The organism is Pseudorhodoferax soli, from assembly GCF_003337555.1.
In the GTDB taxonomy this organism is placed as follows: Bacteria; Pseudomonadota; Gammaproteobacteria; order Burkholderiales; family Burkholderiaceae_C; genus Pseudorhodoferax; species Pseudorhodoferax soli.
On record NZ_QPJK01000005.1, the window covers coordinates 267,817 to 282,915 of the forward strand.

The following is a 15,099-nucleotide window of genomic DNA, read 5'->3' on the forward strand; positions in this document are numbered from 1 at the left end:
CGACTTCGCGGCGCCTTGGACCCGGTGCCAACGTCCACCGTCTGCGATGCGCAGTTCGGGGCCAGGCGAAGTCGCCGCCGAGGCCGGCTCCTCGTCGATGGCGCCGTGCGCCAGCGTGCTTGGCGCAGGCTCCGCGGTCCTGTGTGGCGAATGCCCCTGGTCGGAGCGTCGCGCAGGCGCGAGGCTCTGCGCCAGCCCAGGGCCCAGGGCCCGAGACCGCAGCGCGGTCGACTATACGAAGGTGTAGTTGCCCAGCGGTTGGCGTTGCTGCAGCATGCCGGGCGGCGTGCGTGCCGGCAGCCCGGCACGCCGACATCTCCATGCAGGGCGCCGCCCGGCTTCTGCGGTGCGTGTCATCCGCCGAACTTTGAAACAATCGCCGGATGCCATCGTTCCGAACTGCCACGCAACGGGCGCATGCGCACCGCTCGGCCGCCACCGCATGCTAGACCCACGCCCATCGCTGCCCGTGTTCATCGTCGACGCCCTGATGGGCCGGGGCCTGGAACTGCCGCTCGACCTCACGGAGCTGCGCCGGGACGCCTGGACGCGGCTGGTCCGCGTCCACTACGCGGACAGGCCGGGCAGTACCTTGGTGCTGGTGGCCCATGCCGACGCGCCCGATTTCATCCGGCAGCGCCTGCGGCGTGCCGCCTCGCAGCCGCCAGATCTCCTGGGGAGATCCGCGGTGCCGGTGCGGGGGGCGCTGGACACCGAGGCGGGGCTGTGCCTGCTGCTCGACGACCCGGGGGGATGGCCCCTCGGCCACCGCTCCCCCGGGCGGCTGCCGGTCGGCCGGGCGCTGCGTCTGCTGCGCAGCATGGCCGAGGCGGTGGGCGCAAGCCACGTGTGCGGCTGCGTCCACAACGACCTGCGGCCGGCCAACATGCTGCTGCTGGACGATGGGAGCATCCGGCTGCTCGGCTTCGGCCGCGCCGCCTGTGCCGGCGATCCGCCCATGGCGCTGGTCCTGACCGAAGCGGCGGAAACACTGCCCTACATGTCGCCGGAACTGACCGGCCGCATGAACCGGCCCGTGGACGCGCGCAGCGATCTCTACGCGCTCGGCATGCTGCTGTACGAACTCGTGGCCGGCGAATTGCCTTTCGCGGCCGACAGCCCGATGGAGTGGGTCCACTGCCACGTCGCGCGGCCGCCGCAGGCGCTTGTCCAGAAGGTTCCCAACTGCCCGCCGAGGGTGCAGGCCATCGTCGAACGGCTGCTGTCCAAGGCCGCCGAGGACCGCCACCAGACGGCGGCCGAACTGATCGAAGACCTCGACAAGGCCATCGAAGACACACGCCACCACGGGGGCTCCGCCGCCGCTTCGGCGCCAGCGGCGCAGCACCTGCACAGACTCGCCGATCCCACGCGGCTGCATGACCGCCAAGCGCAGTGCGATGCACTGGTGGCGGCCTACCAGCGTGTCAGCAAGACCGGCACCGTCGAGTTGGTGCTGGTCAGCGGAAGCTCCGGCGTCGGCAAGTCGGCGCTCGTGCAGGAGCTGCGCGTCCATGTCGCCAAACAGGGCGGCCTCTTCGCGGCGGGCAAGTTCGAACAGCACCAGAACGACGCCCCCTACGCGACGCTGGCCCAGGGATTTGGCCCTTTGCTGGCCGATGTGCTGCAGCAGGGCGGTGCGCAGCGCATGCGCTGGCAGAAGAGGCTCGCCGCCGCGCTGGGTGCGAACGCGGCCAGCCTGCAGGGCATGCTGCCCGAACTGCAGGCGCTGCCGGGTGTGCATGCTGCTGCGCCCGACCTGTCGCCGATGGACGCCGCCAAGCGCTTCCAGCTCGCGATGGCCCAACTCGCCTCTGCCCTGGCGGAGGCCGGCAAGCCTCTGGTCCTGTTCATCGACGATCTGCAGTGGCTCGACGAATCGACGCTCGATGTGCTGGTGCACCTGGGCACGCACGATGCGCAAGCCAACCTGCTGCTGGTGGGCGCCTACCGCGGCAACGAAGTGGACGCCGGGCACGGCCTGCACAGGCTCGCCGCCACGGTGCGCGAACACGGCGTGCGCACCACCGATGTGCCGCTCGACAGCCTGTCGGTGGCGGGGCTGCAGGGCCTGCTTGCCGACGTGCTGGACGCCGCGCCGGAGCGCGTCGCCCCGCTTGCCGCCCATCTCTCCGATTGCACGGGCGGCAACCCCTTCTTCGCACTGCAGTTGCTGCGGGCGCTGGCCGACGACGGCCTGCTGCAGTTCGATGCGGCCGGCCAGGCCTGGACCTGGGATCTGGGTGCCATCGAGGCGCAGGGCCAGAAGAACGACGTCCGGGAGTTCCTGATCGCCAAGCTCGCACGCCTGCCTGCGGACCTGCGCTACCGCATCGAGACGCTGAGCTGCTTCGGCTCCATGGCCAGCACGCGCTGCATGGCGGTCGCCTGCGACGTGGAAGCCGCCCAGTGCAGCGCGTACGCGGATGCGGCAGAACAGGCCGGCCTGATCCGCAAGACCGAAGGCGGCTACCGCTTCGTGCACGACCGCATCCAGGAGGCTGCGTACGCGCTCATTCCCGAGGCGGCCCGGCCGCTGCGGCACCTGGAGATCGCCCGCAGGCTCTGTGCGGGCCTGTCGACCGACGAGGTGAAGCTGCACATCTTCGACATCGCCAACCAGCTCGCCCCCGGCCTGGCGCTGATCGAGGACGAGGAGCGGCTGCGCGCTGCCGGCCACCTGCGCGCCGCAGGCGACCGCGCCAGGGCCGAGACGGCGTACGAGGCCGCGCAGCGGCATTTCGAGCACGCCGATGCCTTGCTGGGCAGCGACCGCTGGACAGCGTGCTACCCCCTGGCCCTGGCGGTATCCCTCGGCCTGGCGGAATGCAGGTTCCTGCTCGGGGACATGCCCGCGGCCGAGGCGCTGCTGCTGGACATCCAGGGCCGCGCACGCGACACGGTCGATCGTGCCGCGGTGACCTGGCGGCAGGTCACGCTTTACACGGCGCTGGACCGCAGCGACGAGGCCATCCGCACCTGCCTTCGGTTCCTCCAAGCCGCGGGCGTGGGCATTCCGCCGAGCCCCGACGATGCCGAGGTCGAACGCGAATACCAGGCGCTGGTGCGCCAGCTCGACGCCCAGGGCGGGGCCCATGCCTTGCTCGCGCTGCCGGACGCGAGCACCCCCGCGCAGCGTGCCATCCTGGACGTGCTCGCGTCCATGCTGCCGCCTGCGTTCTTCAGCGATCCCAACCTGGTCTGCTACGCGCTGTGCCGGATGGCGCGCCTGAGCCTGGCCCACGGCAACGGGGACGCGTCGGCTCTCGCCTATGCGTACCTGGGCATGGTCATCAGCCACCGCTTCGGGGCCTATCCGCTGGCCTTCGAGCTGGGGCGCGTGGGCTACGAGCTCGTCGAGCGCAACCCGCGCAACCGCTACCGCGGGCGCGTCTACATGACCTTCGCCTACCACGTCAGCGCCTGGGCCAGGCCGCTGGGCAACACGCTCGACCTGCTGCGCCAGGCCTACCGCATCGCGCGCGACGGCGGCGATGTCACCTATGCAGGCTTCAGCTCCTGCACGCTGGTGACGAGCCTGCTGTCCCATGGCACCCATCTGGCCGACGTGCAGGAAGAGGCGCGCGAGCGCCTGCGCTACGTGGCACACGCCAAGTTCGGGCTGGTCAGCGACATCATGACGGCCCAGCTGCAGCTGATCGCCACGCTGCGCGGCCAGACGCGCGAGATCGGCAGCTTCGACGACGAGCACTTCTCGGAACGCGCCCACGAGGCCCGCCTGGCGGCCAACCGCAACCTGGACATCGCCTGCTGCTGGTACTGGATCCGCAAGGCCCATGCGCGCTTCATGACCACCCGGTTCGAGGAAGCCGAGCAGGCCCTGCAGCAGGCCGAGCCGCTGCTGTGGACTTCCACCGGCCACTTCGAGCTGGCCCAGTACCACTTCGGCGCGGCGCTCACGCGCACCGCCAACTGCCACGGCGCCACTGCGGCGCAGCGCGATGCGCTGATGGCCCGGGTGCAGGCCCACCTCGACCAGTTGCGCATCTGGGCCATCCATTGCCCCGAGACCTTCGGCTTCCGCGTGAGCCTGGTCGAGGCGGAGGTGGCCGGCGTGCAGGGGCGGGTGCTGGAGGCGATGCACGGCTACGAGCGCGCCCTGGCAGAGGTGCACCGGTCGCAGGCCCCGCAGCACATCGCGCTGACGCTGGAGAGCGCCGCGCGCTTCTACCGGCGCAGCGGCCTGGGCAGCACGGCGCACAGCCTGCTGGCACAGGCGCGCGATGCCTACCGGCGCTGGGGCGCGGACGGCAAGGTCGCGCAGCTGGAGCGCGATTTCCCGGAGATCCGTCTCCACGCGCTGCGGGCCGCGGCGCCCGACACCGTTGCGGCCCCCGTCCAGGATGCCGACGTGGCCTCCATGCTGAAGACCTCCCAGGCCGTGAGCCACGATGCCGGCCTGGACGAACTCATGCGTGCGCTGATGGAGATCGCGCTGGAGCACGCCGGCGCCAACCGGGGCCTGCTGATCCTGCCCAAGGGCGATGCGCTGCGCATCGAGGCGCTGGCCCGCTTCGGCGCCAAGGGTGCGCAGGTGCGGTTGCAATCTGTGGCCGTCTCTGAGGAAGACCTGCCGCTCGCGGTGCTGCGCCACGTGATCCGCACCGCCGGCACGGTGCTGTTGGACGACGCACGCACGTCCGAGGCGTTCTGCGCCGACCCCTACATCGCACAGGGGCACTGCCGCTCCCTGCTGTGCCTGCCGCTGATCCGCAAGAAGGAACTCATCGCGGTGCTGTACCTGGAGAACAGCCTGGTCAGCCATGTGTTCACGCAGTCACGGGTGGCGCTGCTGAACCTGCTCGTCGTGACGGCCGCCCTCTACATCGAGAACGCCTCGCTGGAAGAGAAGGAGTCGCTGCTCAAGGAGGTGCACCACCGTGTGAAGAACAACCTGCAGCTGATCAGCAGCCTGCTGAGCCTGCAGGCCTCCCGCATCGACGATGCCGGCGTGGCCGAACTGTTTGCCGAAAGCCGGCACCGGGTGCGCTCCATGGCGCTGGTGCACGAGAACCTGTACCGCGCCGGCAACTTCGCGCGGGTGCCGATGCCGCCGCACATCGGCAAGCTGTGCGCCGAGCTGGCGCGCGCCTACGGCACGGCAGCGCAGCGCATCGCGGTGGAGATCGATGTCGACGACATCCAGCTCGACCTGGACCGCGCGGTGTCCTGCGGGCTCATCATCAACGAGCTGCTGTCCAACGCGCTCAAGCACGCCTTCCCGCAGCGCGAGCGCGGCCGGGTGCAGGTCGGCCTGCACGTGGTGGCAGACGGCCAGTGCGAACTGCGCGTGGCGGACGACGGCATCGGCCTGCCGACGGGGCTGGAGGTCGCGCGCGCGGCCACGCTGGGCCTGCAACTGGTCGACGACCTCACCGCGCAGCTGCGCGGCGTGCTGGCGGTGGAGCAGGGCGACGGGGCGGTGTTCCGCATCCGCTTTCCCAGCCAGGACGCCAGAGGAGGGCGCTGAGCATGGCCAACATCCTGATCGTGGAGGACGACCGCATCGTCGCGCGCGACATCCGCCAGCAGCTCGAAGCCATGGGCCACACCGTGGCCGGCATGACGGCGGATGGCGCGCAGGCGCCGGCCCTGGCGCGCAGCGCCGGTGCCGACCTGGTCCTGATGGACATCCGCCTGGCTGGCGCCGTCGACGGCATCCAGGCCGCCAGGGCCATCCGTGAACAGTGCGACATCCCGGTCATCTTCCTCACGGCCTACGCCGACGACGAGACCATCCGCCGCGCCAACCTGACCGAGCCCTTCGGCTACCTGCTCAAGCCCTTCGAAACCTCGCAGCTGCGCACCGTGGTGGAGATGGCGGTCTACAAGCACGCGGCCGAGCGCCGGCTGCGCCAGAGCGAGCGGCGCTATGCCGCCACGCTCGCCAGCATCGGCGACGCCGTCATCGTGGTCGACCCCGGCGCCCTGGTCTCCTACATCAACCCGGTCGCGCTGCGGCTCACCGGCTGGCCTGCCGGCAAGGCCGAAGGCCAACCGCTGGACGCGGTGTTCCGTGTCGTCGACGAGACGATGCGCTCGCCGTTGCGCTGCACCGCGCTGGACGTGCTGCGCGATCCGGCGCAGGGCGGCCAGCTCGTGCGCACTGCGCTGCTGCTGTCCCGGACGGGCGAGGAATGGCCTGTGGAAGAGCAGAGCACGCCGCTGGCCGGCGAGCGCGAGACCTCCGCGGGCGCCGTGCTGGTGTTCCGCGAGCTGTCCGGGCGCCGGGCGATGGAGCGCGCCCTGCGCCACGCCCACCGGGAGCTGGGCAAGGCCTCGCTGCTGACGAGCATGGGCGAGGTGACGGCATCGATCGCCCACGAGATCAACCAGCCGCTGGCCGCCATCGTGACGAACGCCAGCGCCGGGCTCAACTGGCTGCGCAAGGCCCCGCCGGAACTGGACGAGACACGCCAGTGCCTGGAACGCATCAAGGCCGACGGCAGCCGCGCCGCGGACGTCATCGCGAGCCTGCGGAACCTGGTGAAGAGCGCGGGCACCTCGGTGGCAGAACTGGACCTGCAATCCCTGCTGCGGCAAGCGGTGGAACTGATGCGGCCCGAGATCGACCGCCACGGCGTGCGGCTGCAGGTGCAGTCCCGCGACACGCTGCCGCAGGTGCTGGCCGACCGGGTGCAGATCCAGCAGGTGCTGATCAACCTGATCGCCAATGCCATCGACGCGATGGCCGCCCAGCCGCCCGGGGCGCGCAGCCTCACGATCAGCCTGCGCATCGACCCTGCAGCCGGGAAGGTGCATCTCGCTGTCGCCGACACCGGCACCGGCCTGCCGCCCGGTGCCGCAGCCGACATCTTCAAGCCCTTCTTCACGACCAAGGCCGACGGCATGGGCATGGGGTTGGCGATCTGCCGGACCATCGTCGAGGCGCACGGCGGCAGCCTGGCCGCCACGCCGATGCTGCCGCACGGGACCGTGCTCACCTTCGATCTGCCGCTGGCCGCCGGCATGCCCCCGGCCGCGCCGCCGGGTTGAACACTCAATCGCCGCCGCTGCGGCGTGGCGCCAGCGCCGGATGCTGTGCAAACAGCTCGGCCACCCAGTCGATGAACACCCGCAGCCGCGCGCTCACATAGCGGTTGGGCGCGTAGACGATGTGCGCCGCCAGGCCGGCCGAGCGCCAGTCCGTCAGCACCGGCACCAGGGTGCCCGCGTCGATGAAGGGCTGCTGCGCGAAGCGCGCCGTCTGCACCAGGCCCAGGCCGGCGGCACCCGCCTCCACATAGGCGTTGAGTTCGTTGATCGACACGGTGCTGTGGCCTTCCACCTCCAGCCGCTCGCCGGCGCGGCTGAAATCGAACGAGAAGACCCGGCCGGTGCGCGCCGACGTGAAGCCGATCGTCCGGTGCCCCTGCAGCAGGTCGTTCGGGTGCTGCGGCACGCCATGGCGGCGCAGGTAGTCGGGCGAGGCGCAGGTGGCGAACTCGAAATGCCCGATGCGCTTGGCCACCAGGAACTCGTCGGTGATGGCGCCCGCGCGGATCGCGCAGTCGACGTTGTCGACCACGATGTCGATGCGCCGGTCGCTCGCGCCGAAGTCCAGGTGGATGTCCGGATAGCACGCCTGGAACTTCGGCAGGTGCGGGATCAGCACCCGCTGCCCGAGCGCCGCGCTGATCTCGATCCGCAGCCGACCCTTGGGGATGTTCTGCTCGACGCCGACCTCGACATCCACCTCCTCGAGCTCGCGCAGCAGCGCGATGGTGCGGTCGTAGTACGAGGCGCCTTCGCGCGTGACCGTCACCTTGCGCGTGGTGCGCGTCAGCAGCTTGGTGCCCAGGTGGGCCTCGAGCTGCTGGACCAGCCGCGTGACCGAGGCCTTGCTGACCTCCAGCGTGTCGGCGGCCTTGGTGAAGCTGCCCGTTTCGACGACGCGTCCGAAAGCGCGCAGGGCGACGATTCTGTCCATGCAATCTCCAAATGGGGGGCCCGACCTTACGGGCTCGGCCTCGCCTGCGCCTCTTGCCGAAGGAGGATGACAGGACGCCATGCGCAGCGGGCCGTGGACTGTACCGGCTGGGGCCATCGGACGCGGCACGCGCGTCCTATCCGAATTGGAGATGCCGAATGGGCTGCGACTGCCTACGCTCGGGGTGTCCTCATGGACGCGCGGGCACGGCGATCGCGTGGATCGCCGCCTGCGCACGGTGCCGGACCCCTCGGGGCAGCGGCAGTCGCCAACATCTCTGGAACCAACATGTCCACCCAAAGCAAACTTGAAGTCCTGACCCCCAAGAACAGCCAGCTCATCATCATCGACCACCAGCCGCAGATGGCCTTCGGCGTGCAGTCGATGGACCGCCAGGCCATGAAGAACAACGTCGTCGGGCTGGCCAAGGCCGCCAAGATCTTCGACGTGCCCACCACCATCACCACGGTCGAGTCGGAGTCGTTCTCGGGCTTCACCTACCCCGAACTGCTCGATGTGTTCCCCGGCAAGCAGACGCTGGAGCGCACCTCGATGAACTCGTGGGACGACCAGAAGGTGCGCGACGCACTGGCCGCCAACGGCCGCAAGAAGGTGGTCGTCGCCGGCCTGTGGACGGAGGTCTGCAACACGACGTTCGCGCTGTGCGCCATGCTCGAAGGCGACTACCAGATCTACATGGTGGCCGACGCGTCCGGCGGCACCAGCAAGGAAGCCCACGACTACGCCATGCAGCGCATGGTGCAGGCCGGCGTGGTGCCCGTGACCTGGCAGCAGGTGCTGCTGGAGTGGCAGCGCGACTGGAAGAACCGCGACACCTACGACGCGGTGATGAAGGTGGCCAAGGAGCACTCCGGCGCCTACGGCATGGGCGTGGACTACGCCTACACCATGGTCCATAAGGCCGACCAGCGCACCGCCACCAAGCATGAATCGCTGGCACCGGTGCACGCACCCGTCATCGAGCGCTGATCGCCTGGCCTGCCCGGCCCGGTCCCCCAGGCCGGGCCCCGGGCAGGCCGGCAAGCCTGTCCCCACGGATGGTCGGGCTGGCCCCTTCACCGCCGCCGCGTTCGACCACCGGACGCGCGGCGGTGGATCTCCCTCAGTCTTCGTTGAAGGCCGCACCGCTGGCCATGTGCAGCGCCGTGCGGCATGCGATCCACACGACGATGCCGCTGGCCAGTGTCAGCGCGACCAGCGCGATGGCCGCGGTATAGAAGCTCGGCCGCGCCGCGTAGTAGCCCATGGTGGCGCCGGCCCAGCCGTCCATCGGGAAGGTCATGGCCCACCAGCTCATGAAGAAGGCGCCGTGCGCGATGTAGCGCGCCAGGCTGATCAGCAGGATGGCGATGAACAGCGCCAGGCAGTAGAGGATGTCGCCCATGGCACCGGCCTGCCCGCCCGTGAAGGCCAGGTAGGCCGACAGCCCGATGGAGGGCGGCGCCAGCAGGATGAACAGCGTGGGCATGCTGCGCTGGCTCATCGCGGGCACGAACAGCACGCGGTGCAGCACGATGGTGAAGAACGACAGCCACAGCATCAGCCCGACGGAGAAAAAGAACCAGCTGATCTCGATGTAGCCCAGCGGCACGCCGCCCACCGGCACGAGGATGTTGCCGACCACGGGGATGAACCAGGCGGGCGTCATCACGCCCTCGTCCTGCGCATGCAGGATCCAGCGCCGGATCAGCACCACGGCGAACACCAGGTGCAGCGCCGCGCCGGCGCACCACAGCGCGTGCGCCGCGGCCAGGGAGTACTGCCGCACGCCGATGGACAGCACGATGGCGGCCACCGAGATGGCCGGGAAGAAACTGGAGCGCACCGGGTGCGCGAACTCCTCGGCCACCTCGTCGAACTGCAGCACCAGCTTGGCCAGGTGCGCGACGACCAGCACGCCGAAGCACAGCACGGCCAGCGCCAGCAGCGCCTGGCTGATGGCGATGGGCGCGCCGAAGATGCGGTTCGCGGCGGCCCAGGCATTGGCCAGGCCGCCGACGCCCATGACCATGCCGAACATGGAAACGGAAAGCCGGGCCAGCAGCGGCTTGCGAACGGCCGGGCTGGTGCCAGGGGCGGGGATGGTGGGGTTCATGGTGGTGTGTTCCAGGGTTCGCGCTGTCTGCAGACACGGCAGTGCGGTCCGCAGGGAGGGATGGCGCAGTCTGCAGCCCTTCCGCGTGGGTCGCATGCCCCGCTCGGACCCATTCGGCTGGCTCGAAAGAGCGATGCGGCGCAGGGCGCCCGCGGCCACCATCCGGGCCCTTGGCAACCTCTCCTCGTCCCCTGCGGGCGAATGCACCCCCACATGTTCGAGCACCTGGAACATCTCGTCCGTCTGAGCGTGGAGTGGCTGCGCCTGCTGGTGGAAGGCCTGGGGGCCGTGGCCATCCTGTTGGGCCTGCTCGCCACCGTGCAGGTGCTGTGGCGCAGCCGGCAGGACGGACCGCAGGGCGGCTTCGGCAAGGCACGCGTCACCTTCGCGCGCTACCTGACCTTCGCGTTGGAGCTGCAGCTGGCGGCCGACGTGCTGTCCACCGCCGTCTCGCCCAACTGGGACCAGATCGGCAAGCTGGCCGCCATCGCGGTGATCCGCACCGCGCTGAACCACTTCCTGCGCCTGGAGATGCGGGAAGAAGAGCAGGGCGGCCGCAGTGCCTAGAAGCTGTGCCGCAGGCCCACGGCCAGCACACCGAGCCGGCTGCCCGGTTGCGCGCCGAGGTCGTTGATCGCGAAGTCGTAGGCCGCCGCGCTGCGGTTCTGGATGCGGCTGAAGAACGCGAACAGCGTGGTCCGTTTGGAGAGTTCGCGGTCGTAGCCGAGCGTCCACTGCGCCGCGCCCGTGCCCGCACCGCTGCGCACGGCGCCGATCGTGTCCGACGAAGCACCCTGGCCGTTGCCGGCGCGGCCGTAGCCGGCCTTGAGCAGGCCGGTGCCGGCGCGCCAGCTGGCCGACAGATGCCAGGCGTTGCGCGTGAGGCGGCCCGTGGCGGTGCCGTAGCGCAGCCGCTCCGCCATGGCCGTCAGGCGCGCCGGCCCCCATTGGTAGGCCACGCCCAGCTTGGCGGCGGTGTCGGATGTGCCCCGGGCCTGGTAGGCGTCGTGGTGCTCCGCAGCGACGGTGAACAAGGCGTTGCCGCGCGCATAGCTCACCGAGCCCGAGGCCAGCCACGGCCGGGCGCCATCGGCGGCGACGAAGCCCTCGTTGAGCCCGTAGGCCAGGCGCGCGCTCACGCCCGCCACGGTGGGCGACCAGTACTGGACCTGGTTGACCTGGCGCCGGTCGAAGGCACTGGTGTTCTGCGCGTGGTCGGTCTGCGAGGCCGAGCCGTTGCCCAGCAATGCCATGTAGCCCGCCGTGGTGGCGTAGAACGGATCGAAGGCCGAGGTGGCGGCCGTGTACGGCAGCGTCCACACGCCCGCGAAAGCGGTGCCCCAGCGCCCTGCCAGGCCCACGCGCACGTCGCGGTTGAAGGCGCCGCCTTCTCCGGTGTTGAGCGCCACCGCGGCTTCGAGCTGCCACAGCGCGCGCAGGCCGTCGCCAAGATCCTCCTCGCCGCGAAAACCCAGCACGGAGCGGTGGTTGGCCTGGCGGTTCAGGCTGCCGGCGCCGCTCTGGCTGGCGTGCTCCATCGCCACGTTGAGCCGTCCGTAGATCGTGGCGCTCGACTGTGCGTGGACCGGTTGCAGGGCGCAGGCGCTGGCGGCCGCGATGCAGGCCTTCAGGAGAGGGGATGGGTTCATGCGTGGTGTTCGAAGGATGGATGCTGGCGCGGCAGCGAAGGCGTTGCCGCAAGAGCCGCCGACCATAAGGACGCGCGGGCCCGCACGCCTCTCGCAAAAGGAAGAGGGCGGCACCGCGCAGGGCCGACGCCCGGCGCGCCGTGGGCCGTCTCCCTCGAACGAGAAGGGCCCGCGCCCCTCTTGCTGGACTGGCCCGCCGCGGCCCCCTTGCCTACGATGTCCCGACCCACCGCAGCCAAGCGGCGCCGCTCTCCCGAGCGCGACCGCTGGCCGCCTCCCGCACCTCACACGTCACATCCCATCACCGACCAAGGACCTCGCCATGCCCTTCATCACCACCCAGGACGCAACCCAGATCTACTACAAGGACTGGGGCTCCGGCCAACCCGTCGTGTTCAGCCACGGCTGGCCGCTGAACGCCGACAGCTGGGAATCGCAGATGCTGTTCCTGGCCGAGCACGGCTACCGCGTGATCGCCCATGACCGCCGTGGCCACGGACGTTCCAGCCAGAGCTGGGGCGGCCACGAGATGGACACCTATGCCGACGACCTGGCCGCGCTGATCGAGCAGCTGGACCTGCAGGGCGCGGCGCTGTTCGGCTTTTCCACGGGCGGCGGCGAGGTGGCGCGCTACATCGGCCGCCACGGCACCCGGCGCCTGGCCAAGGCCGGCCTGATCTCGGCCGTGCCGCCGCAGATGGTCAAGACCGAGAAGAACCCCGGCGGCTTGCCCATCGAGGTGTTCGACGGCATCCGCGCCGGCGAGCGCGCCAACCGTGCGCAGCTGTACAAGGACATCGCATCCGGCCCCTTCTTCGGCTTCAACCGTCCGGGCGCGAAGGTCTCGCAAGGCCTCGTCGACTGGTTCTGGATGCAGGGCATGCTGGCCAGCAACAAGGCAACGCACGACTGCGTCAAGGCCTTCTCGGAGACCGACTTCACCGAAGACCTGAAAAAATTCGACATCCCCACGCTGGTGGTGCATGGCGACGACGACCAGGTCGTGCCCATCGACGCCGCCGGCCGTGCCTCCGCCAGGTTGGTCAGGAACGCCCAACTGGTGGTCTACCCGGGCGCGCCGCACGGCCTCACGGACACCCACAAGGACAAGCTCAACGCCGACCTGCTGGCCTTCCTGAAGAGCTGAGCCGCGCCATGAAGACCTACCTCATCACGCTGGCCGTCGGCCTGCTCGTGGGCGTCATCTACGCCCTGCTCAACGTGCGCTCTCCGGCGCCGCCCGTCATCGCCCTCGTGGGGCTGCTCGGCATCCTGCTCGGCGAGCAGATTCCGCCGCTGGTCAAGAAGGTCATGGGCGCCGAGACGGCGCACGTGTCCTGGCTGCACGACCAGGTCAAGCCGCACATGTTCGGCGCGCTGCCCCAATGCGCAGACACCAAGACTTCCAAGGAGACCCACCATGGCTGAGACCGCCGACCTGATCCTGCACCGCGGCCTCATCGCGACGCTGAACCGCGCCCAGCCCACGGCCCAGGCCGTGGCCATCAAGGATGGGCGCTTCCTGCGCGTGGGCCACGACCAAGAGGTCATGGCGCATGCCGGGCCGGGCACCAAGGTGATCGACCTGCGCGGCAAGCGCGTGCTGCCAGGCTTGATCGACAACCACATCCACATCATCCGCGGCGGCCTCAACTTCAACATGGAGCTGCGCTGGGACGGTGTGCGCAGCCTGGCCGATGCGATGGGCATGCTCAAGCGCCAGGTCGACGTGACGCCCGCGCCGCAGTGGGTGCGCGTGGTGGGCGGTTTCACCGAGCACCAGTTCGCCGAGAAGCGGCTGCCCACCATCGATGAACTGAATGCCGTGGCGCCCAGCACGCCGGTGTTCATCCTGCACCTGTACGACCGGGCGCTGCTGAACGGCGCGGCGCTGCGCGCCGTGGGCTACACCAAGGACACGCCGGAGCCACCGGGTGGCCAGATCCTGCGCGATGGCGCCGGCAACCCCACCGGCCTGCTGCTGGCCAAGCCGAACGCGGCCATCCTCTACGCCACGCTGGCCAAGGGCCCCAAGCTGCCGCTGGAATACCAGGTCAACTCCACGCGCCACTTCATGCGCGAACTGAACCGCCTGGGCGTGACGGGCGCCATCGACGCAGGCGGCGGTTTCCAGAACTACCCGGAGGACTACGCCGTCATCGAGCAGCTGGCCAAGGAGGAGCAGCTGACGATCCGCCTGGCCTACAACCTCTTCACGCAGAAGCCCAAGCAGGAGAAGGACGACTTCCTGCGCTGGACGGCGGGCTCCAAGTACAAGCAGGGCGACGACTACTTCCGCCACAACGGTGCGGGCGAGATGCTGGTGTTCTCGGCCGCCGACTTCGAGGACTTCCGCCAGCCCCGGCCCGACATGGCGCCCGAGATGGAGGGCGAGCTCGAAGAGGTGGTGCGCGTGCTGGCCGAGAACCGCTGGCCCTGGCGCATGCACGCCACCTACGACGAGACCATCAGCCGCTCGCTCGACGTGTTCGAGAAGGTGAACCAGGACATCCCGCTGCAGGGCCTGAACTGGTTCTTCGACCACGCCGAGACGATCTCAGAGCGCTCGATGGACCGCATCGCGGCCTTGGGCGGCGGTGTGGCCGTGCAGCACCGCATGGCCTACCAGGGCGAGTATTTCGTCGAGCGCTACGGCCATGGCGCGGCCGAGGCCACGCCGCCCGTGGCGAAGATGCTGGAGAAGGGCCTGAACGTGTCCGCCGGCACTGACGCCACGCGCGTGGCCTCCTACAACCCCTGGGTGTCGCTGTCCTGGCTCATCACGGGCAAGACCGTGGGTGGCATGCAGCTGACCCCGCAGCGCAACTGCCTGGACCGCGAGACCGCGCTGCGCATGTGGACCGAGAAGGTCACCTGGTTCAGCAACGAGGTGGGCAAGAAGGGCCGCATCGAGGAAGGCATGCTGGCCGACCTCATGGTGCCGGACCGCGACGTCTTCGCCTGCGCCGAGAGCGACCTCATCGACACCACCTCGGTACTGACCGTGGTCGGCGGCAAGGTCGTCTGGGGCGCGGGCGATTTCAGCACGCACGACGAATCGCCACCGCCGCCTGCCATGCCCGACTGGTCGCCCGTGCGCACCTTCAAGGGCTACGGCGCCTGGGGCGAGAACGAAGGCAAGCCCATGCAGGCGGGCCTGCAGAACCAGGTGCTGCGCCAGGCGGCGGCCGCGTGCGCCTGCGCCACGGCCTGCCAGGTGCACGGCCACGAGCACAGCAAGCCGTGGTCGGGCGATGCGCCCGTGTCGGACTTCCGCGCCTTCTGGGGCGCGCTGGGCTGCGCCTGCTGGGCGGTCTGAGCGCTGCGCCTCCCGGCACCGGCCGCCTTCTCGCCACCCGCGGGAAGGCGGCCGTTGCCGCTTC

The 15,099-nt window shown here is 70.0% G+C and carries 10 protein-coding genes; 7 read left to right on the plus strand and 3 right to left on the minus strand.

What is annotated here, in order from left to right; translation table 11 throughout:
- Positions 1-442: 442 nt before the first annotated feature.
- Both DES41_RS19160 and DES41_RS19165 read left to right on the plus strand, forming a co-directional pair.
- Positions 443-5,491, plus strand: coding sequence for an AAA family ATPase (locus DES41_RS19160; protein WP_170168224.1), 5,049 nt, complete (start codon positions 443-445; stop codon positions 5,489-5,491).
- 2 nt (positions 5,492-5,493) lie between these two features.
- Positions 5,494-7,017, plus strand: a complete 1,524-nt coding sequence (locus tag DES41_RS19165; protein WP_114469258.1) for an ATP-binding protein — start codon at positions 5,494-5,496, stop codon at positions 7,015-7,017.
- Positions 7,018-7,021: 4 nt separating this feature from the next.
- On the opposite strand, the gene DES41_RS19170 is transcribed toward DES41_RS19165, so the two are convergent.
- Positions 7,022-7,951, minus strand: a complete 930-nt coding sequence (locus tag DES41_RS19170) for a LysR family transcriptional regulator (RefSeq protein WP_114469259.1) — start codon at positions 7,949-7,951, stop codon at positions 7,022-7,024.
- 288 nt (positions 7,952-8,239) lie between these two features.
- On the opposite strand from DES41_RS19170, the gene DES41_RS19175 reads away from it, so the two are divergent.
- Positions 8,240-8,941, plus strand: coding sequence for a hydrolase (locus tag DES41_RS19175; protein ID WP_114469260.1), 702 nt, complete (start codon positions 8,240-8,242; stop codon positions 8,939-8,941).
- A 133-nt stretch (positions 8,942-9,074) separates the two neighbouring features.
- On the opposite strand, the gene DES41_RS19180 is transcribed toward DES41_RS19175, so the two are convergent.
- A complete protein-coding gene (locus DES41_RS19180) occupies positions 9,075-10,067 on the minus strand; it encodes an SLAC1 anion channel family protein (protein ID WP_170168225.1) in 993 nt (330 codons plus the stop codon).
- 213 nt (positions 10,068-10,280) lie between these two features.
- On the opposite strand from DES41_RS19180, the gene DES41_RS19185 reads away from it, so the two are divergent.
- Positions 10,281-10,634, plus strand: a complete 354-nt coding sequence (locus DES41_RS19185; protein ID WP_211333008.1) for a DUF1622 domain-containing protein — start codon at positions 10,281-10,283, stop codon at positions 10,632-10,634.
- Here the strand turns inward: DES41_RS19185 and DES41_RS19190 are convergent.
- Complete coding sequence (locus DES41_RS19190) at positions 10,631-11,716, minus strand: porin (RefSeq protein ID WP_114469262.1); 1,086 nt, start codon at positions 11,714-11,716, stop codon at positions 10,631-10,633. The genes DES41_RS19185 and DES41_RS19190 overlap by 4 nt on opposite strands.
- Before the next feature lie 322 nt (positions 11,717-12,038).
- Here DES41_RS19190 and DES41_RS19195 point away from each other — a divergent pair, with 322 nt between their 5' ends.
- Genes DES41_RS19195 through DES41_RS19205 form a run of 3 tightly spaced genes read left to right on the plus strand, consistent with a single transcriptional unit; the run spans position 12,039 to position 15,035 of the window.
- The gene (locus DES41_RS19195; protein ID WP_114469263.1) at positions 12,039-12,863 is read left to right on the plus strand and encodes an alpha/beta fold hydrolase; all 825 of its coding nucleotides are present in this window, start codon (positions 12,039-12,041) and stop codon (positions 12,861-12,863) included.
- Positions 12,864-12,871: 8 nt separating this feature from the next.
- Positions 12,872-13,144 (plus strand): DUF1427 family protein, encoded by a 273-nt coding sequence (locus DES41_RS19200; protein WP_114469264.1) that lies wholly within the window; start codon positions 12,872-12,874, stop codon positions 13,142-13,144.
- The gene (locus tag DES41_RS19205; protein WP_114469265.1) at positions 13,137-15,035 is read left to right on the plus strand and encodes an amidohydrolase; all 1,899 of its coding nucleotides are present in this window, start codon (positions 13,137-13,139) and stop codon (positions 15,033-15,035) included. Before DES41_RS19200 ends, DES41_RS19205 begins: the two co-directional genes overlap by 8 nt.
- The last annotated feature ends 64 nt before the right edge of the window (positions 15,036-15,099 follow it).

Bases quoted from the DNA above. Each gene is read 5' to 3' on its own strand.
- DES41_RS19160 (WP_170168224.1), top strand. From the start codon at position 443: ATGCTAGACCCACGCCCATCGCTGCCCGTGTTCATCGTCGACGCCCTG.
- DES41_RS19165 (WP_114469258.1), top strand. From the start codon at position 5,494: ATGGCCAACATCCTGATCGTGGAGGACGACCGCATCGTCGCGCGCGAC.
- DES41_RS19170 (WP_114469259.1), bottom strand. From the start codon at position 7,951: ATGGACAGAATCGTCGCCCTGCGCGCTTTCGGACGCGTCGTCGAAACG.
- DES41_RS19175 (WP_114469260.1), top strand. From the start codon at position 8,240: ATGTCCACCCAAAGCAAACTTGAAGTCCTGACCCCCAAGAACAGCCAG.
- DES41_RS19180 (WP_170168225.1), bottom strand. From the start codon at position 10,067: ATGAACCCCACCATCCCCGCCCCTGGCACCAGCCCGGCCGTTCGCAAG.
- DES41_RS19185 (WP_211333008.1), top strand. From the start codon at position 10,281: ATGTTCGAGCACCTGGAACATCTCGTCCGTCTGAGCGTGGAGTGGCTG.
- DES41_RS19190 (WP_114469262.1), bottom strand. From the start codon at position 11,716: ATGAACCCATCCCCTCTCCTGAAGGCCTGCATCGCGGCCGCCAGCGCC.
- DES41_RS19195 (WP_114469263.1), top strand. From the start codon at position 12,039: ATGCCCTTCATCACCACCCAGGACGCAACCCAGATCTACTACAAGGAC.
- DES41_RS19200 (WP_114469264.1), top strand. From the start codon at position 12,872: ATGAAGACCTACCTCATCACGCTGGCCGTCGGCCTGCTCGTGGGCGTC.
- DES41_RS19205 (WP_114469265.1), top strand. From the start codon at position 13,137: ATGGCTGAGACCGCCGACCTGATCCTGCACCGCGGCCTCATCGCGACG.